Annotated in this window: 21 protein-coding genes; 11 read left to right on the forward strand and 10 right to left on the reverse strand. The window is 71.0% G+C overall.

What is annotated here, in order from left to right:
- Window positions 1-139: 139 nt before the first annotated feature.
- Entirely contained in the window at window positions 140-751 is a 612-nt protein-coding gene (locus KUTG_RS19320; protein WP_043718627.1) for a mycothiol-dependent nitroreductase Rv2466c family protein, read from the reverse strand.
- A gap of 118 nt (window positions 752-869) precedes the next feature.
- Here KUTG_RS19320 and KUTG_RS19325 point away from each other — a divergent pair, with 118 nt between their 5' ends.
- Complete coding sequence (locus KUTG_RS19325; protein ID WP_043718629.1) at window positions 870-1,802, forward strand: alpha/beta hydrolase; 933 nt, start codon at window positions 870-872, stop codon at window positions 1,800-1,802.
- A 4-nt stretch (window positions 1,803-1,806) separates the two neighbouring features.
- Here KUTG_RS19325 and KUTG_RS19330 read toward each other — a convergent pair whose 3' ends face one another.
- Window positions 1,807-3,858, reverse strand: coding sequence for a prolyl oligopeptidase family serine peptidase (locus KUTG_RS19330; RefSeq protein ID WP_157494636.1), 2,052 nt, complete (start codon window positions 3,856-3,858; stop codon window positions 1,807-1,809).
- Window positions 3,859-3,953: 95 nt separating this feature from the next.
- On the opposite strand from KUTG_RS19330, the gene KUTG_RS19335 reads away from it, so the two are divergent.
- Window positions 3,954-4,889 (forward strand): amidohydrolase family protein, encoded by a 936-nt coding sequence (locus KUTG_RS19335; RefSeq protein ID WP_043718633.1) that lies wholly within the window; start codon window positions 3,954-3,956, stop codon window positions 4,887-4,889.
- Between the two features lie 40 nt (window positions 4,890-4,929).
- Here KUTG_RS19335 and KUTG_RS19340 read toward each other — a convergent pair whose 3' ends face one another.
- On the reverse strand, window positions 4,930-5,565 hold the full coding sequence (locus tag KUTG_RS19340) for a TetR/AcrR family transcriptional regulator (protein ID WP_043718636.1): 636 nt from the start codon (window positions 5,563-5,565) through the stop codon (window positions 4,930-4,932).
- A 161-nt stretch (window positions 5,566-5,726) separates the two neighbouring features.
- On the opposite strand from KUTG_RS19340, the gene KUTG_RS19345 reads away from it, so the two are divergent.
- From KUTG_RS19345 to KUTG_RS19370, 6 genes are all read left to right on the forward strand, one after another.
- On the forward strand, window positions 5,727-7,523 hold the full coding sequence (locus tag KUTG_RS19345) for a M48 family metallopeptidase (protein WP_043718638.1): 1,797 nt from the start codon (window positions 5,727-5,729) through the stop codon (window positions 7,521-7,523).
- Window positions 7,520-8,629 (forward strand): FAD-dependent oxidoreductase, encoded by a 1,110-nt coding sequence (locus KUTG_RS19350; RefSeq protein WP_052394967.1) that lies wholly within the window; start codon window positions 7,520-7,522, stop codon window positions 8,627-8,629. Before KUTG_RS19345 ends, KUTG_RS19350 begins: the two co-directional genes overlap by 4 nt.
- A 71-nt stretch (window positions 8,630-8,700) precedes the next feature.
- A complete protein-coding gene (locus KUTG_RS19355; protein ID WP_232240854.1) occupies window positions 8,701-9,750 on the forward strand; it encodes an alcohol dehydrogenase catalytic domain-containing protein in 1,050 nt (349 codons plus the stop codon).
- Window positions 9,751-9,829: 79 nt separating this feature from the next.
- Window positions 9,830-10,051, forward strand: coding sequence for a hypothetical protein (locus tag KUTG_RS19360; protein ID WP_043718640.1), 222 nt, complete (start codon window positions 9,830-9,832; stop codon window positions 10,049-10,051).
- A 134-nt stretch (window positions 10,052-10,185) separates the two neighbouring features.
- Complete coding sequence (locus tag KUTG_RS19365) at window positions 10,186-11,256, forward strand: sensor histidine kinase (RefSeq protein ID WP_232240855.1); 1,071 nt, start codon at window positions 10,186-10,188, stop codon at window positions 11,254-11,256.
- Window positions 11,253-11,882 (forward strand): response regulator transcription factor, encoded by a 630-nt coding sequence (locus KUTG_RS19370; RefSeq protein ID WP_043718644.1) that lies wholly within the window; start codon window positions 11,253-11,255, stop codon window positions 11,880-11,882. Before KUTG_RS19365 ends, KUTG_RS19370 begins: the two co-directional genes overlap by 4 nt.
- Here the strand turns inward: KUTG_RS19370 and KUTG_RS19375 are convergent.
- Together KUTG_RS19375 and KUTG_RS19380 are read right to left on the reverse strand one after the other, a co-directional pair.
- On the reverse strand, window positions 11,855-12,340 hold the full coding sequence (locus tag KUTG_RS19375) for a methylated-DNA--[protein]-cysteine S-methyltransferase (protein WP_043718646.1): 486 nt from the start codon (window positions 12,338-12,340) through the stop codon (window positions 11,855-11,857). The two genes, KUTG_RS19370 and KUTG_RS19375, sit on opposite strands and share 28 nt — an antisense overlap.
- A 42-nt stretch (window positions 12,341-12,382) precedes the next feature.
- Window positions 12,383-13,309, reverse strand: a complete 927-nt coding sequence (locus KUTG_RS19380; RefSeq protein WP_043718648.1) for a GlxA family transcriptional regulator — start codon at window positions 13,307-13,309, stop codon at window positions 12,383-12,385.
- Between the two features lie 85 nt (window positions 13,310-13,394).
- Here KUTG_RS19380 and KUTG_RS19385 point away from each other — a divergent pair, with 85 nt between their 5' ends.
- Complete coding sequence (locus KUTG_RS19385; RefSeq protein ID WP_043718650.1) at window positions 13,395-13,823, forward strand: RidA family protein; 429 nt, start codon at window positions 13,395-13,397, stop codon at window positions 13,821-13,823.
- Here KUTG_RS19385 and KUTG_RS19390 read toward each other — a convergent pair.
- The 4 genes from KUTG_RS19390 to KUTG_RS19405 all read right to left on the reverse strand — a co-directional run bounded on the left by KUTG_RS19390 (window position 13,801) and on the right by KUTG_RS19405 (window position 17,145).
- Window positions 13,801-14,673: a serine/threonine-protein kinase gene (locus KUTG_RS19390; protein ID WP_157494637.1), complete on the reverse strand. Its 873-nt coding sequence runs from the start codon at window positions 14,671-14,673 to the stop codon at window positions 13,801-13,803. The genes KUTG_RS19385 and KUTG_RS19390 overlap by 23 nt on opposite strands.
- An 81-nt stretch (window positions 14,674-14,754) precedes the next feature.
- The gene (locus tag KUTG_RS19395; RefSeq protein ID WP_157494638.1) at window positions 14,755-15,627 is read right to left on the reverse strand and encodes an exodeoxyribonuclease III; all 873 of its coding nucleotides are present in this window, start codon (window positions 15,625-15,627) and stop codon (window positions 14,755-14,757) included.
- 32 nt (window positions 15,628-15,659) lie between these two features.
- A complete protein-coding gene (locus tag KUTG_RS19400) occupies window positions 15,660-16,547 on the reverse strand; it encodes a hypothetical protein (RefSeq protein ID WP_157494639.1) in 888 nt (295 codons plus the stop codon).
- Window positions 16,519-17,145 (reverse strand): vWA domain-containing protein, encoded by a 627-nt coding sequence (locus tag KUTG_RS19405; RefSeq protein WP_063753541.1) that lies wholly within the window; start codon window positions 17,143-17,145, stop codon window positions 16,519-16,521. Before KUTG_RS19405 ends, KUTG_RS19400 begins: the two co-directional genes overlap by 29 nt.
- Before the next feature lie 132 nt (window positions 17,146-17,277).
- Here KUTG_RS19405 and KUTG_RS63705 point away from each other — a divergent pair, with 132 nt between their 5' ends.
- Window positions 17,278-18,204 carry an AfsR/SARP family transcriptional regulator gene (locus tag KUTG_RS63705; protein ID WP_232240856.1) on the forward strand — a complete coding sequence of 309 codons (927 nt, stop codon included), beginning with the start codon at window positions 17,278-17,280 and terminating at the stop codon, window positions 18,202-18,204.
- Complete coding sequence (locus tag KUTG_RS19410; RefSeq protein ID WP_232240857.1) at window positions 18,201-20,126, forward strand: tetratricopeptide repeat protein; 1,926 nt, start codon at window positions 18,201-18,203, stop codon at window positions 20,124-20,126. The genes KUTG_RS63705 and KUTG_RS19410 overlap by 4 nt, the downstream gene beginning before the upstream one ends.
- Here KUTG_RS19410 and KUTG_RS19415 read toward each other — a convergent pair.
- A complete protein-coding gene (locus KUTG_RS19415) occupies window positions 20,123-21,310 on the reverse strand; it encodes a helix-turn-helix domain-containing protein (RefSeq protein ID WP_043718653.1) in 1,188 nt (395 codons plus the stop codon). The two genes, KUTG_RS19410 and KUTG_RS19415, sit on opposite strands and share 4 nt — an antisense overlap.
- Window positions 21,311-21,361 lie beyond the last annotated feature (51 nt).

Below are 21,361 nucleotides of genomic sequence, written 5' to 3' on the forward strand. Positions count from 1 at the left end.
GTATCGAGGACGCGGGCGGCCGCGTTACTCGGGCCGGCGATCGAATTTGTGGCCACTAGCTGGGGAAACGGACAAAGGGATCATTACCGGGAAGCAAGAACGGCCGCCCACCGCGGGCGGCCGTTCGGGCCTGCACGGGTCAGCTGAAGTCGAGGTCGGCGTTGCGGCTGCGCTTGAGCTCGAAGAAGTGCGGGAAGCCGGCCAGGACGCGAGCCGCGTCGAAGAGCTCGGCGGCGCGCTCGCCGCGGGGGATGGAGGCCAGGACGGGGCCGAAGTAGGCGACCTCGTCGATGTGGATGGTCGGGGTGCCGACCTCGTCGCCGACGGGGTCCATGCCGCGGTGGTGGCTCTTGCGCAGCTCCTCGTCGAAGTCGGTGCTGTGCGCGGCGGCGGCGAGCTCGGCGGGCAGGCCGACCTCGGCCAGGGCCTCGGCGATGACGGCGTCGTAGTCCTTGTTGCCGCCATTGTGGATCCGCGTGCCGAGCGAGGTGTACAGGTCACGCAGCACGTCGTCGCCATGCTGCTGGGCGGCGGCGATGCAGACCCGCACGGGACCCCAGGCCCGGTCGCAGAACTCGCGGTACCACGGCTCGATCTCGCGGTGCTCGTTGAGCACCGACAGGCTCATCACCCGGAAGTGCAGGTCGATGTCGCGGTGCTGCTCGACCTCCAGGATCCAGCGGGACGTGATCCACGCGAACGGGCAGGCGGGATCGAAGTAGAAGTCGACCCGCGGCGAGGTGGCGGACATGGTTCTCCTGTCGGTTCGTGCTGCTGTCCACACGGTAGGCAGAAACCGCCGATCGCGCCCACGAGTTGAGTCGACGGTTCGGTGTGATGCTGAGCGGGACCCGCGCGATACTGGGCGGATGTCGATCGTGACCACGGGCCAGGATGTGGCCGAGGAGACCGTCGCCTTCAACCGGCGGCTGGCCGCGACCCTGGCCACGGTGCCGCCGGTGTACGAAGTGGACGACATCGCCCAGGTCCGGGCCGGTTTCGGCGTCTTCCCGCCGCCGAAGGTCCTGGACGAAGGCGTGGACCGGGTGGTGCCCGGCCGCGACGGCGACGTGGCCGTGCGGGTGTTCACGCCGGCCGAGGTCCGCGGCGTCTACCTGCACATGCACCCGGGCGGCCGGGTCCTCGGCTCCGCGCGCAACCAGGACGTCCGGCTGTGGGCCCTGGCCGAGGAGACCGGGCTGGCGGTCGTGTCCGTCGACTACCGCCTGGCCCCCGAACACCCTCACCCCGCCGCCGTGCACGACTGCGTCGACGCCGCGCGATGGCTGGTTTCCACCTCTGCCACCGAGTTCGGCACCTCCAGGCTGCTGCTCGGCGGCGAGTCCGCCGGCGCCGAGTTGGCGGTGCAGGTGTTGCTGGGGCTGAGGGAATCCGGCCAGCACCGGGCATTCAGCGCCGCCCACCTGTCGTACGGCGTCTACGACATGGCTTTGACGCCGAGTGCCCGGGCCTACGGCGAGCAGAACCTGGTCACCGGAACGCTTTCCGAGCGCTGGTTCCGGGCGCAGTCGTTCCCGGGGCTGTCCGAGGCCGAGCTGCACGCGCCGGACATCTCCCCGCTGTACGCCGACCTCCACGACCTGCCCGCGGCTCGTTTTGTCGTGGGCGGCAACGATCCGCTGCTCGACGACACCCTGTTCATGTCCGCACGCTGGCAGGCCGCCGGAAACCCCTGCGAGGTGGAGGTTGTCGCCGAGGCCGTGCACGGCTTCACGGCGTTCCCCATCACCGTGGCCACCCGCGAGCTCGCCGCCCAGAACGCCTGGCTCGCGGCGCACTGAGCGGTCACGGCTCGAGTTCGGCCGCCAGGAAGGCGAAGATGTCGGCCATCACGGCGTTGCGCTGGTCGCGGGTCGACCCGAGGCCGTGGCCGCCGTGCTGCTCCACGCGGATCAGCACCGGCCGGTCGGACGCGGTCGCGGCCTGGAGGCGGGCGGCCATCTTGGCCGGCTGCCACGCCGCTACGCGCGGGTCGTTCAGGCCGGCGGTGATCAGCACGGCCGGGTACTCGACGCCGTCGACGACACGCAGGTAGCTGTCCACGATGAGCAGCGCCCGCAGGCCCTCCTCGGTGGTCTGGGTGCCGAACTCCGGCGCGTTGATCGGGCCGTTCTCGCTGAACTCCATCCGGGTCATGTTGAACACCGGGACCTGCGACACCATGGCCGCGAACAGGTCCGGCCGGCGTACGAGCGCGCCGCCGGTGGGGATGCCGCCGGCGCTGGCGCCCTCGCCGGCCAGCCGCTGCGGGCTGGTGTAGCCGGTGTCGACCAGGTATTCGGCGCAGTCGATGAAGTCGGTGATGGTGTTTTCCTTGTTCAGCAGGCGTCCCGCCGCGTGCCACTCGTGGCCGTGGTCGCCACCGCCGCGCAGGCCGGCCAACGCGTACACGCCGCCGCGCTCCAGCCATGGCAGCAGCCGCGGGTTGAACGCCCGGCGCAGCACGAACCCGTACGAGCCGTAGCCGGTCATCATAGTCGGATTGGTGCCGTCGAGCGCAAGTCCCTTGCGGTGCAACACAGTCAGCGGCACCAGCACGCCGTCACGGGCCGGGGCGCGCAGCTGGGTGACCTCGATGTCGGAGAAATCCACCGGAGAGCGCGGGATCCAGCCGGTGTCGCGCAACTCGCCGTCGTACCGGTAGGCGGTCGGCGGCTGCGTCCACGAGCTGAACACGATCAGCGCCGACTTGCCGTCGGGGTGGGCCGTCCACTGCGCGATGGTGCCGCCGGTCGGCAGCGGGATCTCCTCGATGTCCCCGCCGGCCAACGGAATTCGCCGCATGCGGGCGGTTCCGGCGTCGATGTCGCGGATCAGCAGGTGATCGCCGACGACCTTGACGCCCATCACAGCCCGGTCGCCGCCGGGCACCACGGTCCGGCGCGTGCCGTCGGTCAGCGACCACGCCTGCACCTCGGACCGCGGGGCGTTCTTGTGCGTGACGACGTAGATCGTGTCGCCGTGGATCGCGTAGCCAGTGACCTCGTCGGCCGGATCGATGATCTTGCGCCACACGCAGGCGGTCGGGTCGGCCAGGCCGGCGCGATCGGTGGCGTACAAGGAGAACTCGGACAGTTCCTCGGACAGCGAGCCACCGGAGGCGGCGTGCGAGATCAGCGCGAACGCCAGCTCGGTGTCCGAGGGCGCCAGCACGAAGGCGCGGTCGATCGGCGACAACGGTAGCGTCGGATTGTGACCGCGCCGCAACGTGATCGTCGGTTCGCCGCCGCCGATCGACTGGAACCAGGTCGCGCTGTTGTCGCGCCGCCGGTCGGCCGGCACGGCCGGATCGGGCGCCGGGCGGCGGTGGCAGAAGAAACCCGAGCCGTCGGGCAGCCAGGTCGGGTGGCCCTGGAGCGAATGCGTGATCTCGGTCGGGGTGAGGTCGCCGGTGGCCACGTCCAGCACGTGCACCTGGCACTGCTCGGAGCCGCCCTGGGCCAGGCCGCAGGCGACCAGGCGGCCGTCCGGACTCGGGTCGAAGAATTCGAGGGTGCTGTGCTCGTCGCCCGCGATCGTGGCCGGATCGAGCAGCACCCGCTCCTCGCCGCCCTCGCGGACCACCAGCACCGGCACCGCGCCGGTCTGGCGCAGGAAGAACACGCGGTCGCCGGCCATGGCGAAGGCGGTGACCTCGACGGTGTCCCGGGTGACTTCGTCCAGCCGCGCCAGCAGTTCCGCCCGCAGCGGCAGCCCGGTGAGGTGCTCCTTGGTCTTCGCGCCTTGGGCCAGGAGCCATTCCCGGAGCTCAGGACCCTCTTCCATCCACCGGTACGGATCGGACAGCTCGTGCCCGAACACCGTGTCCACGACCGTCTGCACGCGAGCGTTGGTCACGTCTGCTCCCCCCACTTGACAGCACCATCGGGGAGCGTACCGTGACGAAGGTAAGTGAACTGTACGTATCAGTTCATTTGAGTGGAGGCCCCGAGATGCGTATCGACGTGCACGCCCACCTGTGGAGCGAGAGCTACCTGGACCTGATGACCGAACTGGGCGTGCCCACGCAGGCACAGCGGGGCCTCGGCGCCGGATCGGCGGACCAGGAACTGGCCGACCGGTTCGCCCAGCTCGACGCGGCCGGCGTCGACCGGCAGGTGCTGTCGGTCACGCCCGTCTCGCCGCACCTGGCCGACGAGGCCGCCGCCGTCCGCGCCGCACGGCTGGTCAACGACGAGTACGCCGGCATCGTGGCCAAGCACCCCGAGCGGTTCCGCGCCTTTGCCGCCCTGCCCCTGCCGCACGTCGACGCCTCGCTCAAGGAGCTCACCCGCGCCCTGGACGACCTCGGCATGGTCGGCGCCGCCGTCACTACGTCCGTGCTCGGCCGCGGCCTCGGCGATCCCCTGTTCGACCCGCTGTACGAGGAGCTCGACCGCCGCGGCAGCGTGCTGTACGTGCACCCGGCCGGCGAGGGCGCCGGGGCCGAGCTCATCGCCGGCCACAACCTGACCTGGTCGATCGGGGCGCCCATCGAGGACACCGTCGCGATCATGCACCTGATCCTGGCCGGCATCCCCAGCCGCCACCCCGACCTGAAGATCATCGTCTCGCACCTGGGCGGCGCGCTGCCGATGCTGCTCAACCGCACCGACCACCAGGTGCCCTGGGAGGCCCCCGGCACGCCGGAGCTGCCGAGCGTGGCCGCCGGCCGGATGTGGTTCGACACCGTCGGGCACGACCACGCCCCGGCGCTGCGGGCCGCCGTCGACACCTTCGGCGCCGACCGCCTCGTGCTCGGCACGGACTTTCCTTACCAGGCCAAGGAGGAGTACCAGGAGGCCATCGACTACGTCACCAAGACCGTGACGGCCGAGCAGGCGACGGCGATCCTGGACACCAACGCCCAGGCGATCTTCGGTTTCTAGGACACAAGCCCGTCAACGCCGATCACCGCCCGGGCCGGCTTCAGTCGGTCCCGTAGTAGCCGAGGAACATGTCCACGCCGGCGACGATCAGGCGGTCCGCCAGCTTCTTGCCCGGCGTGCGGCCGTAGGCGCCGTACACCAGGTTCGGGGAAAGCACGAGGCCCGAGAGCTGGAGGACCGCCAGCTCGACGTCGGGGATGTCCAGCACGCCGCGCTGGTTGAGCCTGGTCAGCGCGGTCACGAACACCTCGTGCAGGCGGTTCGGGCCGTGCTCCAGCCAGGTCTCCCCCAGCTCCGGGAACCGCTTGGACTCGCCGACGACCAGGTTGCGCAGCGCCATCATGTCCGGCAGGGTCAGCGCCGTCACCCAGGCCCGACAGGCCTTGACCAGCTCGGTGCGCACGTCCTCGGAGTCGCCGAGGCGGGACTCCACCAGCTGCTCCACCACCGACAGCGCGTTGTGCAGCTGCCCGGACACCACCGCCCGGAACAGGTTCTCCTTGCTGTCGAAGTGGTTGTACACGGTGACCTTGGAGACGCCGGCCGCCGCCGCGATCCGGTCCATGCTCACGTCGAAGCCGTCAGCCAAGAAGGCCAGCAGGGCCGCCTCCACGATGGCCTTGCGCTTGCCGTCCGCCCGCGCGCCCGAGGGCGCTGCCCGTCCCGCCTCGCTCATCCCGCGACTGTACCACTGAGTACAGTTGAATCCGTCGGCAAACATCTCGCGCCCGGCTCTTTTGGCCGGTGCGCGACTGGTGTGCGGGGTGGCACGCTGGGGGATGATGGTGGGCGCCGGGACGACGGGGGCTGGCTGGTGATCGCTCGTGGGGAGGGCGGATGACCACGGTGCGCGCGGCCCTGGCGATCGCTCTGCTGTTCGGCGTGTACGTGTTGGCCCTGCTCAGCATCGCGGTCGCCGTCGCGCTGGTGGTCCTGGCCGTCTGGTCGACGCAGGACTTCGTGCAGGGCGAGGTCGACAACGTCACCCCGCAGATCGTGGTGCTGCCCTTCGCCTCGCTGGCCGCGCTGGTGGCCGTGGCCAGCGGCCTCGTCTCGGCCGGCAGGGCCGGCTCGGACGCCGATTCCGTGCTGGTGGACGAGGAGGACGCGCCGGAGCTGTGGGCGTTCGTCAGGCAGGTGGCGGCCGAGGTCGGCATCCGCCCGCCGGACGAGCTACGGCTCAACGGCGAGGTCAACGCCTCGGTCACGGAGGACGCGCGGCTGCTGGGCCTGCTGCCCGGCCGCCGTCGCCTCACCCTGGGGCTGCCGCTGCTGGCCGCGTTGCCGGCCAACGAGCTCCGGGCGCTGCTCGGCCACGAGTTCGGGCACTACATCGGCGGGCGCACTCGGGTCGGCGTGGTCGTGCACCGCGGCTACGCGGCGCTGGACCGGCTCCAGGACAACCTCATCGAGGCCAGCCAGCTCCGCTTCGGGCCGGCCGGGCTGTTCGCCCGGATCTTCACCGGCTACACCCACGTCTACGCGCGGATCTCCTTCGCGGTGCGGCGTCGGCAGGAGTTCGAGGCCGACGCCGTCGCCGCCTGCATCGCCGGGCCCGAGGCCATCGCGCAGGCGCTGCGGTCGCTGGCCTCGATCGACGCACGCTGGCAGCTGTTCCTAAGCCAGTACCTGAACCGGACCGCGGCCGCCGGTTACGCGCCCGAGGATCCGCTGGCCATGTTCTCGGCCATGCTCGTGGATCGCCCGTTCGAGGTCACGGACCCCGAACCGGAGCAGCGCAGCCCGTTCGCCAGCCATCCCAGCACCGCCGACCGGCTGGCCCGGCTGGCGGCGATGGACGCCGAGGTCCCTTCCCGGCTGTGCGAGCCCACGACCTGGCGTTATCCCAAGCGGGAGCTCCTGCGGCACCTGCTGCCCGATCACGACGTGGAGGCCCTGCCCTCGGCGCAGTGGATGGCCAAGGCCGCCCGGCAGGCCGCGCCTCTCGCCTCCGCCTGGATGCTGCTCGACGGTCCCAATGCCACCCTTGCCACCGTGTTCGACGTGCTTTCCGATGGCGAGGCCGCGCTGCTGGCCGCCCGTTTCGACACCGGCGACCCGCACCGTGCCACCGCCCGGCTGTGCGAGGCCCTGCACGCGCTGGTCGGGCACTACCTGGTCGAGGCCGGCAGCGCCCATTGGCGGCTGTCGTGGACCGGCCCCAGCAAGCTCGTCGTCAGCGAGCTGCGGGCCGACGGCGTGCACGTGCTGCCCTTCGCTGAACTGAACGGTTTGGTTTTCGAGGCCGTCGACCACCCCTCCGGCGTCGACCGCCTCCGCCTGCACCTCGCGTCCTTGCGCGTCGATCCGAAGCGGCGCTTCGCCACCGAAGTCGTGCAATCCACCACCGTCACCGTCGACACGGCGCCCACTCGCCGCGCCAACTCCCGCCGCATGGGCATCTTCGCCCTCTACGGCGCCGCCCTCGTCGCCGTCGTCGCGGTGTTCGTGATCGCCGACGTGTCCAACGACGACCGGCCCAGCCGCAGCACCACCATCCGGCCCGCCTACACCCGGCCGACCACCTACTTCCGGCTGCCCAGCAGCATCTTCCTCCCGCCCTCCCCGCCGGAGTCCAGCTTCGACCTCACCTTCATCCCGCCGCCGCTGGCCACCACGGACGGAAATCCATGACCCACGCACTGATCATCGGCGGCGGCATCGCCGGCGCCGCGACCGCACTGGCGCTGGGCAAGGCCGGCGTGACCTCGACCGTGTACGAGGCCTATCCGAGCGGCGGCGACGATGTCGGCGCGTGGCTCATGGTGATGCACAACGGAATGGACGCGCTGCGGGCGATCGACGCGGACCGGCCGGTGATCGAGCGGTCGTTCCGCACCACCAACGTCGAATACCTCGACCCGGCCGACACGATCTTCGCCAGCGGGCCCCTCGGCGCCGGCCATCCCGATCCCGACGGCCCGCGCACGATCCGGCGGGCCGATCTCTACCTTGCCCTGCAAGGGGAATTGCTCCGGCGGGGCGGGAAGATCCAGCACGGCAAGCGCTTGGTGAGCGCCGTGGGCTCTGACCGTGTGGTGGCAACGTTTGCCGACGGCAGCACCGCCGAGGGCGACTTCCTGGTCGGCGCGGACGGCGTCTGGTCGACGACTCGCAACCTGATCGACCCGGAGGCGCCGCAGCCGCAGTTCACCGGGCTCACGCTGGTGTACGGCTACAGCCGTGACACCTCGATCCCCACCGTGCCGGACACCTGCCGGCTGGTGGCCGGCGGCGTGGTCTACACGACGTCGCCGGACAACGAGACCTTCTGGGCCTCCGGCGTGCCCGGCGAGGGCGACGGGCCGTGGCTCAAGGCGCTGGCCGCGCAGTTCGCCGATGCCCCGGGCGAGGTGCCGCGCCGGATCGTCGGCGCCGAGCACGAGGAGGTGCTGGCCACCGCCATTCACCACCTGCCCGAACAGCTGCCGCACTGGCACAACGCGCGGATGGCGCTGGTCGGCGACGCCGCCCACCTGAGCGCCACCTCCGCCGCCCAGGGCGCGTCGATCGCGTTGGAGGACAGCGTGATCCTCGCGATGTGCGTGCGGGACATCCCCGATCTGGAGCAGGCTTTCGCCACGTACCAGCGCATTCGCGCGCCAAGGGCCCAGCGGCTGGCCGAACTCACGGCGCGGCAGGTCCGCACCCCCGAGGAGGCCAGGGACAACGCCCGGCCGGAGGTGCGGGCCTGGCTGTACGAGCACGAAATTCACTGGAACGAGGTCATCAAGCCGTGAAGGCGTTGGCATAGGGGCATGCCTGTCGTAGCGTCGGACGCACAAACGTTGCACTGGAAGGGATTCCGCCGTTGAGCCTGCCCGAGACGATGCGCGCCGTCCGATTCCACGCCGAGTCGGGGAAGCTGAGCCTGGAGACAGTGCCGGTGCCGCGCCCGGGGCCGCGCGAGGTGGTGGTGCGGGTCGCGGCGTGCGGCATCTGCCACTCCGACCTGAGCCAGATCGACGGCCACATCCCGGCCCAGCTGCCGGCGATCACGCCGGGCCATGAGGCGTCGGGCACGGTCGCGGCGGTAGGCAGCGACGTGCGGCACTGGCAGGTCGGGGACCGCGTGGCGATCGCCGCCGGCCGGGCCTGCGGGCGCTGCCGGTCGTGCGTGTTCGGCGGCACGATCGACGACTGCGAGGCGCTGGAGGTCATGGCCTTCGCGTACGACGGCGCGTGGGCGGAGTACGTGGTCACGCCGGGCGTGTCGCTGATCTCCGTGCCGGACAACGTGCCCATGGAGCAGGCGGCCGTGCTGGCCGACGCCGTCGCCACGCCGTACGGGGCGCTGGAGACGGCCGATCTTCGCATGGCGCAGTCGGTGGGCGTGTGGGGGCTGGGCGGCATCGGCTCGCACCTGGTGCAGCTGGCCCGGCTCGCCGGCGCGTCGCCGATCATCGGCCTCGACCCGGTGGCCGGCGTGCGTGACCGGGCGCTCGCGCTCGGCGCGGACTTCGTGCTGGACCCGCTGGCCGCGGACACCCCGGACCGGCTCAAGGAGATCACCGGCGGCCGCGGGCTGCGGGTGGCGTTCGACTGCGTCGGCCGCACGTCCACGGTGGCGCAGGCCAACGGAGTGCTCGGCCAGCGGGGCAAGGTCGTGCTGGTCGGCATCAGCGCCGAGAACATCGAACTCGGCCGCGAAGGCTCGTTCCTCGGCCGCCGGCACGCCGTCATCGGGCACCTCGGCTACAAGATGAAGCACCTGTCCGACCTGGTGGAACTGGTCTCCCGGGGCCGCCTCGACCTGTCCGCGTCGGTCAGCGCCGTGCTGCCGCTGGAGGACTTCGAGGAGGGCATCCGCCGGCTGCGCGAGCACGACGGCCACCCGATCCGGGTGTTGCTGAAGCCCTGAGGAGTGGAGGCGCGGTCCACCCCGATCTCCACCGCCGGGAGGTGCTGGTCCACCCGGGTCTCTCCGTAGCGTCCGGGCCATGGAGATCTACCTGGAGTACCTGGCGATTCGCTTCGCCGTTATCGGCGGCGTCATCGCGTTGGCCGTGCTCGCGCTGTTCGCCGTGGCCATGATCCTGCGCCGGCTGGGCAAGCTCGACCGCGCGCGGGACATGGTCGAGCCGATGATCCGCGAGTCGGCCCGTCGCCGAGGCGGGCTCGCGAACATGGTCGTCGAGCGTGTGGTCAAGGAGCGCCGCTGATGGGCGCCGTGCTGGAGTTCCTCATGGTCCGGTTCCTGATGATCGGGGCCGGGGTGGTCGCGTTGGTCGTGCTGGTTTTCGTGCTGGCGCTGATCTGGCGGCGGACGGGCCGCTGACGTGGCAGCCTGATGCTCGTGCGACTGCTCGATCGGATCGGTCCCCCGTGGCTGGTGGTCGGCCTGGTCGGGACCGCCGTGTTCGTGATCACGCTGGCCACCGTGCAGCGGCCGACGCCGGTCTGGCTGTGGCTGCTCTACGGCGTCGGCCTGGCCTGCTGGCTCGGTTTTGTGCTGCTCGACCGCCGTTCGCCCCAGACGGCGACCGCCCTGCTGCTGGCCTGCCTGCTGGTGTCGGTGACGGCGATCGGGCCCGCGCCCGACGGCACTCCCGTGCTGCTCACCTGCGTCGGGCTGGCGGTCACGTGCTCGCTGCCCCGGCTGTCGTCCCGGGTGCTGGCCGCTGTCCTCGGTCTGACGTTCGTGATCGCCGGCGGCGGGACCTTGACCTGGGCCCAGGGCGCTACTTCCTTGTTCGGCGACCTGGCCGTGCTGCTGATCATGGCGTTGATCGGGTTGAGTTCCCGGCAGCACCAGATGCAGGCCCGCCTGCTCGCTTCCTACGCCGCGTTGGACGAGCGGGCCCGGATCGCCCGGGAGATGCACGACGTGTTGGCCCATTCCCTTGGCGCCCTGGGTGTGCAGCTGGAAGTCGCCGAGGCGTTGCTGTCCGAGCGCGGCGACCTGCCCGGCGGATTGCTCCGGGTGCAGCGGGCTCGTTTGTTGGCTCATGAGGGCCTGGACGAGGCCCGCCGAGCCGTTGCCGCCCTCCGGGCCGACGTCGTGGCGTTGGACGAGGCATTGTCCCGCCTCATCGAGGACGGTCGGCGGGATCGTGGCCTGGAGGTGGACTTCGTCGTCACCGGCACGGTTCGGCCAGTGCCGGCCGGCGCCACCGTGGCGTTGCTGAGGATCGCTCGGGAAGCGCTGACCAACGCCGCCAAGCACGCCCCCGGCTCGGCCGTCTCCGTGTCGCTCGACTACGGTTCAGGCGTCCGTTTGAGGGTGTACAACGCTTTCGTCGGCGATACCGGTGTTCCCGGGCATGGGCTCACCGGGATGCGGGAGCGGATCGCCCTCGTCGGTGGCACGCTGACCGCTGGACGATCGGGAGAGGGCTGGCTCGTGACCGCCGAGGTGCCGGAATGATCAGGGTTGCCGTCGTCGACGACCAGTTGGTGATGCGCGAGGGCCTTGTCGCCCTGCTCGACCTCGCCGACGACATCGAGGTCGTCGGCTCCGCCGGCACCGGCTCGGAAGCCTTGGAGCTGTTGGCTTCCGTGGCCGTCGATGTCGTGCTCATGGACCTTCGCATGCCCGTCATGGACGGCGTCGAGGCCACCCGCCGCATCGCTTCCGCTCACCCGGACGTGGCCGTTGTCGTGCTCACCACCTACTCCGACGACGAGTCCATCACCACCGCGTTGCAGGCCGGCGCCCGCGGCTACCTCACCAAGGACGCCGGCCGCGCCGAGATCACCGCCGCCCTGCGAGCCGTCGCCGCCGGTCAGTCCACTTTCGACGCCGCCGTCTCCCGCCGCCTCGTCGCCGCCCTCGCCACGCCCGCCCCGCCGCCCGCCGGCCTCACCGCCCGGGAGGCCGAGGTCCTCACCCTTGTCGCCCGCGGCCTCGCCAACGCCGACATCGCCGCCGCCCTGTTCATCGGCGAGACCACCGTCAAGACCCACATCAACAACCTCTTCGCCAAGATCGGTGTCCGCACGCGCCCCGAGGCCATCCGCTACGCCTACAGCAGCGGCATCGTCGCCCCCTGAGCCTCGAACGCCAGCAGGTACTGCTTGCGGTCCAGGCCACCGCCGTAGCCCGTCAGGCCGCCGCCCGCGCCGACCACCCGGTGGCAGGGCACGATGATGCCGATCGGGTTCTTCCCGTTGGCCAGCCCCACCGCCCTCGACGCGCTCGGCTTGCCGATCTGCTCCGCCAGCTCCCCGTAGGACACCGTTTCGCCGTAGGGGATCTCCCTCAGCGCCGCCCACACCGTCCGCTGGAACTCCGTCCCCCGCAGCGAAAGCTCCAGGTCGAACACGTCCAGCTCACCCTTGAAGTACGCCTCCAGCTGCTCCACCACGTCGCCGAAGGCCCCCTCGACCACCTCGCCGAAGGTCTCCTCCGCCGGCCGGTGCCGCTGGCTCTCCATGTACAGGCCGGTGAGCTTGCCGTCCTCACCCACCAGCGTCAGCTGCCCCACGGGGCTGTCCACAATGGTCTTCATGACACCAGCATGGCCTTCGCGCGAGGTGATGGCTGGCGGAAATCAGCCATCAAGGCCGCGGTGGATGCGGCGGTAGTCGCTGGGCAGGGAACCGGTCTCCCGCCGGAAGATCGCCCGGAAGTTGGCGGCGGTGCCCATGCCGGCCGCGCCGGCGATGCGGTCGACGGACCAGTCGGAGGTCTCCAGCAGGCGGCGGGCGACGAGGATGCGCTGGAGGGTGAGCCAGCGCATCGGGGGCAGGCCGGATTCCTCGCTGAAGCGGCGGATGAAGGTGCGGCGGGACATGGCGGCGTGACGGGCGAGGGCGTCGACGGTGAGGGGCTGGGACAGGTGGGAGAGGGCCCACTCACGGGTGGGGGCGAGGTCGGCGCCGGGTGGGGAGAGGACGTCGACGTACTGGGGCTGGGGGCCGAGGCGGGCGGGGGAAGCGATGGCCTCCCGGCCGGCGGCGTGGGAGGCGTCGACGCCGAAGTCCTCGCGGATGAGGTGCAGGCACAGGTCGATGGCCGCGCCGGCGCCGGCGGAGGTCAACAGGTTGCCGTCCTGGACGAACAGCACGTTGTCGACGACCTTGGTGTCGGGGAACAGCTCCCGCAGCTGGTCGGACCACCGCCAGTGGGTGGTGACCCGGCGGTCGGTGGTGATGCCGGCGAAGGCCAGGCCGAACGTCCCGGTGCAGAGGCCGACGACGGTGGCGCCGCGGGCGTGGCCACGGGCGATGACGTCCAGGTAGGAATCGGGCGGCGGGAGGTGCGGGTCGCCGAAGCCGGGAACGACGATCATGTCGGCGTCGTCGGCGGCGGACAGCGGATGGGACGGCACGATCACCACGCCGTCGTCCGAGGCGACGCCGGGCTCGCCGACCGACAGCACCGAGTACCCGGGCTGATCGCCGAGGATGTTGACGCCGATGCTGTAGTCCAGGGCGCTCACCCGAGGCGGCACAAGGAGCGCGATCCGGCGAACCATCCACGCACCTCCTGGCACGATCCTTGGCATCTACGGCACAGTCTGGCCTGGTCGGGGGCCATGAGCGAATTCTAGGTTTCCTCCCATGACGACAACGCAGGTGGAGAGCTTCGGGGTGCCGTGGGAGGAGTCCTACGGCTACGTGCAGGCGATCAGGCGCGGCGACACGATCTACGTCTCCGGGCAGCTGTCCCACGAGGGCGCGGACTTCGTGGCCCCGGCGCCGCTGGACGAGCAGGGCCGCGTCACCGACTACCGCCCGATGGCCGAGCAGATGGCCCAGACCTACGCCAACGCCAAGACCCTGCTGGCCCGCTTCGGGGCGTCGCTGGACGACGTGGTCGAAGAGGTGATCTACGTGCTGGACGTGGACGCCGGCATGGCGGCCGCCGGGCCGGTGCGCAAGGCGGCCTACGGCACGGACAAGCCGCGGGTGGCGAGCACGATCATCGGCGTGACCCGGCTCGCGCTGCCCCCGCAGCTGCTGGAGATCAAGCTGATCGCCAAGGTATAGACAGCGTCTCGGTCTCCGGCTCGGCCGCCTCGACGACCAGCGCCGACAGCGTGTTGACGCAGTGCTGCGCGGTCGGGCGACGACCCGGCTCGCGGGCGGTCATGGCCCGCAGCAGCCCGGCCAGCGGCCCCGGCAGCTCCTCCGGGATCTGCGGGTCGCGGCTGAGCCGGGCCAGCGCGGCCTCCAGCTTGTTGGGACCGTCGTACTCGCGGTGGCCGGTGATGCACTCCAGCAGCACGAGGCCCAGCGCGTAGATGTCGACGGCCGGCCCGAGGGCGCCGCTGAGGATCTGCTCCGGCGCGAGGTAGGCGGGCGTGCCGATGACCTCGTCGACGGCGGTCACCCGGGACTGCCCGGCCAGCAGGGCGATGCCGAAGTCGCTCAGGTGCGGCAGGCCCTCCTCGTCCAGCAGGATGTTGGACGGCTTCACGTCGCGGTGGACCACGCCCTGGGCATGCACGTGGGCCAGCGCGTCGGCCAGCAGCGCGACCAGCACCACGGCCTCGGCGGTGAGCATCGCGCCATCGCGCAAACGCTTGCTGAGGCTGAGGCCACGGATCAGCTGCATCACCAGGTACGGCCGGCCCTGGTGAATGCCGCCGTCGAACACCGAGACCAGCCGGCGGTGGTTGAGCCGGTCCAGCGCCCGGGCCTCGTCGGCGATGCGCCGGCAGGCGGTCTCGTCCAGGTCGGCCGGGAACAGCTTGACCGCGACCTCACGGTCCAGGTCGTCGTCGTAGGCCTCGTACACCTCCGTGCCGACGCCGCGCCCCAGCAGGCCGCCGACCTGGAACCTGGTCGGCAGCGGCTGATTCGACGGCCGGTACGCCACGTATGGGCGCTGCCTCATCCGGTTCACCTCTCCCAGTTGGCAGCCGGGTCAACGATACGGTGCCGGATGGGCCAGTGATGTCCGGTTGTGACATGTGGATCACTTCTTTGCCTGTGGCAGCCTCGCTTTCCTGCCCGTCCCGCGGGCCGACGGCGGCGGCACCACCGGCCCGATGTCGCCGTCCGGCGCCTCGTCCAGGTCCACGATCACCGGCGCGTGGTCGCTGGGCCCGCTGCCCTTGCGGGCGTGGCGGTCCACCCAGGCCGCCCGCACCCGCCCAGCCACCGGCGCCGAGGCCAGCACCAGGTCGATCCGCATGCCCAGGTCCTGGTGGAACATACCGGCCCGGTAGTCCCAGTAGCTGAACACGCGTTCGGTCGGCCACTTCTCGCGCACCACGTCGTGCAGCCCCAGGTCCAAGAGCTGCTGCAACGCGGCCCGCTCCGGCGGCGTCACGTGCGTCTGGCCCACGAACGCGTCGGGGTCGAAGACGTCGGCGTCCGTCGGCGCGATGTTGATGTCCCCGCACACCACCGCGTCCGCCGGGCCGCCGGCCACCACGTCCCGAAGCGCCGCCAACCACTCCAACTTGTAACGGTAATGGTCCGAATCCGGTTCACGTCCGTTCGGCACGTACAGCGAATGCACGCGCACCCCGCCGCAGGTGGCGGCAACCGCCCGCGCCTCCGGATGCGGGAACCCGGGTGCCCCCGCCACCCCGACCACCACGTCGTCGAGGCCGACCCGGGACAGCACCGCGACCCCGTTCCACCGCGACTCACCGGCCACGGCGGCCTCGTACCCGCGCCGCGCCAGCTCCTCGCCGAGCAGCTCGGTGAACGCCTCCGTGGTCAGCTTCGTCTCCTGGAGACACACCACGTCCGGCCGCCGCTCGTCCAGCCACGGCAGCAACCTCGGCAGCCGCTGCTTCACCGAGTTCACGTTCCACGTCGCAACTCGCACACCGACCACCGTAGCCACCGCCCCCGACAATCGCCGGAACGTCACATCGGCCACTCCCAGCGAGCGCCATAGGCCAGTCCGGGAGTCAGCTGGTGGAAGCGCACGTGGATCTCCCCGGCGAGGTCCACCGGCTGCTCGTGCCCGTCGTGCAGCGGGTTCTCCCGCGGCGCCCCGCGCAGGGCGAACACCGTCGGCGGCTCGCGGTCCTGCCGGAACCGCACCCGCAGGTCGAACCGCTCGCACGGCCGCCTCGGCACGCACAGCAGGTGCCGCATGGCCTGCCGGGTCGACGGCCGGAACCGCACCGCCACGTCGTGTCGCTCCTCCTTGGACACCGGCGCCGGCAGGGTGAGAGTGAACCCGCCCTCGGTCGGCACGAGCGTGCCGCCGTAGAGCACCTGCACGTCGGACTCGGTGAGCGGGATCGGCGCGACAAGCTCCAGCTCGCGCAGGCCGTCCTGCTCGGCGATGATCCGCCGCTGCTCCAGCACCTCCGGCCGGTCCTGGTCCAGCGCGACGGACACGGTCAGCTCGGCCGTCCGCCAGCCGCCGGCGCGGGCGCCGGTGACGGCGGCCAGCTCGGCCAGCTGGTTGACGGCGTCGTCGACGCGACGCCGGACCGTCCGTTCGTCACGGTCCATTCGCGCCGCCACCGACGCCACCCGCTGCTGGTAGAGCGGCTGCCGGGCCTCGGTGTCGAGGTTGAACGCCACCAGCGCGGCCGGCCGCAGGTCCTCCGGCAGCTGCTGGATCAGCTCGGTCAGCCGGGCGGTCAGCTTGCGCCGCACCGCCACCGGGCCGTCCCCGACGTCGATCTCGCACGCCGCCCGCACGGCCGGCCCCACCCGCCGTTCGATCCGCCCCGCGTGCACACCGCGCCCCTTGCGCAACGACTTCAACTCACGCACCAGATCCAGATGTCCGTTCATCGCCCTGCCTCCCCGTGAACTCGGCGACAGCGTCCGGCGGGCGAGTGGACCAGAAGTGGACACGGCGTGGATGCAGCACCGTCGCGGCCAGCGCGGCCCCCAGGCGCACCCCGCCGAGGAACACCCCGGACGTCCCGATCCGGGCGAGCGTGTCCGGATCCGCCGCCCCCACCGCGAAAGCGATCACCTCGGGCCGCGTCAACTTCGCGAACGCGGCGGGCCAGGTGTCGTCGGCCGGTCGGCCGTCCGACACGAAGAACACGATCGGACGAAGGGCAGCCCGCCGTTCCCGCCTGAGAGCGTTCACGTCCGTCTCGATCCGTTCGGCCAGCAACTCGAACACAGGCCCGAAGAACGTTGTGGCGCAGGGACTCTGCTCGGCGATGTCGATCAGTTCGGCCGCCGGGCGCAAGGGTTGCAGCACGGTCGGCCTCTGCGCCATGCCGATCACACAGACGTGAATCCGAGCCGCCGCAACCGGATCGGCGTGCACGGCGCCACGGAATTCCCGTAACCCGGCGCGCAGCTCTCCGATGTAGTCGGTCATGGACGAGGAGCAGTCGCACACCACATAGCAGGGCAACACATCGGCTTCCACGGCGGCAGCGTGCCGAGCGGACGTCGAGAGATCGTGGACGGAACGGGGACGGGGCCGGCACCCGGACGGGCGCTTGCGCCGCCGGTGCCCCCACATCAGGCTCGGACGCCGGGAGGCCGCGTGGAGTTTCGGATGCTGGGCCCACTGCAGGCCTGGCACGACGGTGCGCAGGTGCCGCTCGGCGACCAGCAGCAGCGGTTCGTGTTGGTGGTGTTGCTGTTGCACGCCAACAAACCGGTGTCGCCGGAGCGGCTGACCGAGACGGTGTGGCCGGGCATCGCGGAACGTCGCTCCCTTGTTCGGGGATACATCAAGAGGCTGCGGATAGCCTTTCAGGACGCCGGGGACGTGACGATCGACACCACGCCGACGGGATACGTGCTGAGGATCGACGAGGACCAGCTCGACGTCCTGCGGTTCGACCGGTTGCGCGAGGAGTCGTTGCGCACGAACGATCCTCGTGAGCAGATCGAGTTGCTGCGGGCGGCGGTGGATCTCCGGCACGGTGCGTTCCTGGAGGACATCGACATCGACCGGGTCGGCGGCGCCGAGGTGGTGTCGCCGGACGCCGCGTACTTCGACGCCGTCGGCGACCTGGCCGAACTGGAGCTGGCGGCCGGCGATCACCGCTCGGCGCGGGATCGGCTGCGCCCCGTGGTGAAGCTCGATCCGGCCCGGCAGAAGCACGCCGAGCTGCTCATGCGGGCGCTGCTGGCCGGCGGCGACGGGGTGGCGGCAATCCGCATTTTTCGGGACACCACAGCGGCATTGGCCGATTCCGGGATGGAACCCGGCCCCAAACTGCGGAATCTGGCCGCCCGGGCCGAACGCGGCGAGCCCGCCGGTTCGCTGCCGTCGCGACCGGCGATGTTCACCGGGCGGACCGCCGAGCTCGCGGCGATCACCGGGGCGCGGGGCCCGGCCGTGTGGATCAGTGGGGCGCCCGAATCCGGCAAGACCGGCCTGGCGATCGAGGCGGCGTACAGCCTGCGGACACGGTACCCGGATCGACAGTTGTTTCTGCAGCTCAACGGTTTCACACCAACGTGCCGTCGATGACCAGCTCGGAGGCGTTGACCCGGCTGCTGACCGACCTCGGGATTCCGCCCGAGCAGATCCCGTCCACCGAGGGCGGCAAGGTCACGCTGTACCGGTCGCAGCTCTACGGCACCGCGACGTTGATCGTGCTGGACAACGCCTTCTCGGCCGACCAGGTGCGGTCGCTGCTGCCGGACGCGCCGGGCTGCTTCGCGATCGTCACCAGCCGGCGCATGGGCGATCCGGACACCGGCGAGCCGGTCCGGCTTTCACCGCTGCCGCCGGAGGACGCCGTCACGATGTTCCGCGCCTTGGCCGGGGCGCACCGCCTTCGCGGAAAGACGGCCGAGGTCGCCGAGGTAGTCAAGCGGTGCGGGTACCTGCCGATGCAGATCAAGGTGGCGGCCGCTCTGTTCCGCCGGCACGACAGTTGGCCGCTGGAAAACCTGTTGCGACAGTTGCCCACCAGCGGCGCCGCCGCAGTCGAGGCGTCGTATCAGCAGTTGAACTCCCAGCAGCAGAACACGTTCCGCCTGCTCGGCCACGCGCCCGGGGATCTTCACGTGACGGGCGCGGCGGCGCTGGTGAACAGCGACGTCGCCCTGGCCCAACTCCTGCTCGACGCGTTGCACGAGGTGTGTCTGCTGGAGGAGATCGCGCCGGACCGGTATCAGATGCTGGATCCGGTGAAGGAGTTCGCGGCCGGCCGACCCTCAGAATCCACAAAGGACGCCTGGCTGCGGCTGCTCGACTACTACCTCGTGTCGTTGCTCAGGGCGATGAAGTCCGGCTACCCCTTCGACCAGCAGCCGACCGTGGACAGGTTGTCGGCCGTAGCGCCCAGGTTCGCCGACGCCGACGAGGCCGTGGCGTGGATCGCCGCCGAGCGCGGGAACCTCGTCGCTGCGATCCGCTATGCCGCGACAAATGGACTACCCGAGCACGCGTGGCGGCTGGCCGTGCTGATCTGGCGCTACTTCAACACCACCAACCAGTTCGAGGACTGGCTGGACACCATGGAGCTGGCCCGGGAGGTCGCAGTCGGCGACTACGGGCAGGCGAACGTGCTGCTGCGGCTGGCCACCGCGCACGACCGGGTCGGCAGGCTTGTCGAGGCGCGGGCGCTGGCCGAGCAGTCGTTGCCGCACTGGCAGCGGCTCGGGGATGTCCGCGGTGAGGCGGCCAGCCTGTGCGCCATCGCCATTCCCATCACGGAGCTGGGCGATCACGAACTCGCGATCACGTATTTCGAGTCGGCGCTGGAGAAGTACCGGCAGTGCGAGGACGTTCGCGGCCAGGCCCACGCCTTGAGCATGTTGGGCTACCTCAACCATCTCCGCGGCCGGCAGGAGATCGCCCTGGAGCACCAGCAGGCCGCTTGCACGATGCTGCGGGAGATCGGCCATGCGTACGGCCTGGCCCATTCCCTGAACAATCTCGGCGCGGTGCAACAGGAACTGGGGTTGCTGGCCGAGGCCATGGCCAGTCACACCGAGGCGTACGAGCACGCGCGTGAGGTGGAGGACGAGGTAGCCACCGCCTATGCCTTGAACAACATCGGGAACGTCCACCGCCGGCAGGGCCGGTTGGCCGAGGCGACGCGCTACCAGGAGCAGGCCAAGGTGGTGGCTGCCGACCTCGCCGATGCCGACCTGCGCACGCAGCTGTACCACGACCGTGGCGCGACCGCCCTGGCCGCCGGCCGACTGGCCGAGGCGCGTCGGGCGTTCCTGGCCGCGCTGGATCTGGCTACCGGCATGGGAAATCGCTCCTACCAGGCGCAGGCCAACCGTGGCGTGGCGCAGACCCTGCACGCGTTGGGCAGCCACGCCGACGCCGTGGCGTACTGGCGGGCCGCCTCGGCGTTGTTCACCGAGCTGGAGCTGCCGGAGGCCGAACTCGTTCGGGTGGAACGGGATTCGTTGTCCTGCGTCTGCCGCTAGTGTCGGTGCAGCACGCGGCTCAGCGACGGGCGGATCTCCCGCACGGTGCGATGTCCGCGCCAGCGGCCGAGCGTCCGGGCCAGGTCCTTGAGGTCCATGCGGATGGTCGCCGAGTCGACGCGGGCGGCGTCGTCCAGGGTCTCGGCCAGCGTCAAGCAGCTCTGGTCGATCTCGCCGGCCAGGGCGTAGGCCAACGAGCGGCGCGCCCCGAACCGGGCCCGGTTGCGGCGGGACTCCTCGGGCAGTCGGGCCAGCTCCACCTCCAGGACCTCGGCTGCCTCGACGGTGCGACCGAGGTCACACAGGGTCCAGCCACGGGCCAGGCCGATCGGATCCGGCGCGGTTGAGCCGAGAACCGGGTAACGATTGTCCGATGTGGACTGACTTAGCAGCTCGACCGCCCGGTCCATGGCGCTGTCGCAGGCATAGCGGTCGCCGGCGAGCGCATGCCCCTGCGCCTCACGACGAAGGGCCAGGCCGCGGATTCTGGCGCCGGGGTGGCCGACTCGTTGTGCTTGCTGGGCCAGGTCGATCGTGCTCATCGGGTCGTGCCGATAGAGGGCGAGCCCGGCCTCCCGCACGAACGCGTAGCTCTCGATCTCGCTGTCCCCACCGGCTTTGGCCAGCTCCGAGGCCCGCCGGGTCCAGGCGAGGGCGCCCGGGTCGTCGCCGGCCTCCTGGCTCATCCAGCCGGTGTACTCGGCGATCCTGGCCGCCAGCAGCAGAAGCCTCGACCTGGTCGGCTCCTGGCTGTTGGCGGCCAGCGCCGTCGCCGTGCTGACCTGGGCCTTGAGCGATTCCAGCACCACCACCGGGCTGGTCCGCATGCCCAGGGCGCGGAGGTTCTCGAACGACGCCCGCATGCCGTCCAGCACGCCGTCGTCCAGCATCGGCCGGAAGGCCGGTCTCGGCCCGGCGGCCAGCGCCATGCCGACCATCGTGCCGGCCGCCAGCACCTGCCGGCGGTCCAGCGTCCGCGGCGAGCGGGCCGCCTCGATGAGCCGGCCGCCCGCCTCCAGCACCGCGTCGCACAGTCTGGCCATGGTCGGATTCGGCGGCTTGAGGTCGTTCTCGATCTTGCTCAGATAGCCCTTGCTGTAGTTGACCCGCCGGGACAGCTCGCCCATCGAAAGACCGGCGGCGTCCCGGCATTCACGCAGCAGTTCACCGAACGACTCGTCCACGGGCACCTTCCCTGACGACGTGTTCCGATTACACCACAATGGTGTCGCCGG

It is taken from the genome of Kutzneria sp. 744 (assembly GCF_000568255.1).
Taxonomy (GTDB): domain Bacteria; phylum Actinomycetota; class Actinomycetes; order Mycobacteriales; family Pseudonocardiaceae; genus Kutzneria.

Excerpts from the sequence above, each read along its gene's own strand:
- KUTG_RS19320 (WP_043718627.1), bottom strand. The coding sequence starts at position 751 with ATGTCCGCCACCTCGCCGCGGGTCGACTTCTACTTCGATCCCGCCTGC.
- KUTG_RS19325 (WP_043718629.1), top strand. The coding sequence starts at position 870 with ATGTCGATCGTGACCACGGGCCAGGATGTGGCCGAGGAGACCGTCGCC.
- KUTG_RS19335 (WP_043718633.1), top strand. The coding sequence starts at position 3,954 with ATGCGTATCGACGTGCACGCCCACCTGTGGAGCGAGAGCTACCTGGAC.
- KUTG_RS19340 (WP_043718636.1), bottom strand. The coding sequence starts at position 5,565 with ATGAGCGAGGCGGGACGGGCAGCGCCCTCGGGCGCGCGGGCGGACGGC.
- KUTG_RS19345 (WP_043718638.1), top strand. The coding sequence starts at position 5,727 with ATGACCACGGTGCGCGCGGCCCTGGCGATCGCTCTGCTGTTCGGCGTG.
- KUTG_RS19350 (WP_052394967.1), top strand. The coding sequence starts at position 7,520 with ATGACCCACGCACTGATCATCGGCGGCGGCATCGCCGGCGCCGCGACC.
- KUTG_RS19360 (WP_043718640.1), top strand. The coding sequence starts at position 9,830 with ATGGAGATCTACCTGGAGTACCTGGCGATTCGCTTCGCCGTTATCGGC.
- KUTG_RS19370 (WP_043718644.1), top strand. The coding sequence starts at position 11,253 with ATGATCAGGGTTGCCGTCGTCGACGACCAGTTGGTGATGCGCGAGGGC.
- KUTG_RS19375 (WP_043718646.1), bottom strand. The coding sequence starts at position 12,340 with ATGAAGACCATTGTGGACAGCCCCGTGGGGCAGCTGACGCTGGTGGGT.
- KUTG_RS19380 (WP_043718648.1), bottom strand. The coding sequence starts at position 13,309 with ATGGTTCGCCGGATCGCGCTCCTTGTGCCGCCTCGGGTGAGCGCCCTG.
- KUTG_RS19385 (WP_043718650.1), top strand. The coding sequence starts at position 13,395 with ATGACGACAACGCAGGTGGAGAGCTTCGGGGTGCCGTGGGAGGAGTCC.
- KUTG_RS19390 (WP_157494637.1), bottom strand. The coding sequence starts at position 14,673 with ATGAGGCAGCGCCCATACGTGGCGTACCGGCCGTCGAATCAGCCGCTG.
- KUTG_RS19400 (WP_157494639.1), bottom strand. The coding sequence starts at position 16,547 with ATGAACGGACATCTGGATCTGGTGCGTGAGTTGAAGTCGTTGCGCAAG.
- KUTG_RS63705 (WP_232240856.1), top strand. The coding sequence starts at position 17,278 with ATGCTGGGCCCACTGCAGGCCTGGCACGACGGTGCGCAGGTGCCGCTC.
- KUTG_RS19410 (WP_232240857.1), top strand. The coding sequence starts at position 18,201 with ATGACCAGCTCGGAGGCGTTGACCCGGCTGCTGACCGACCTCGGGATT.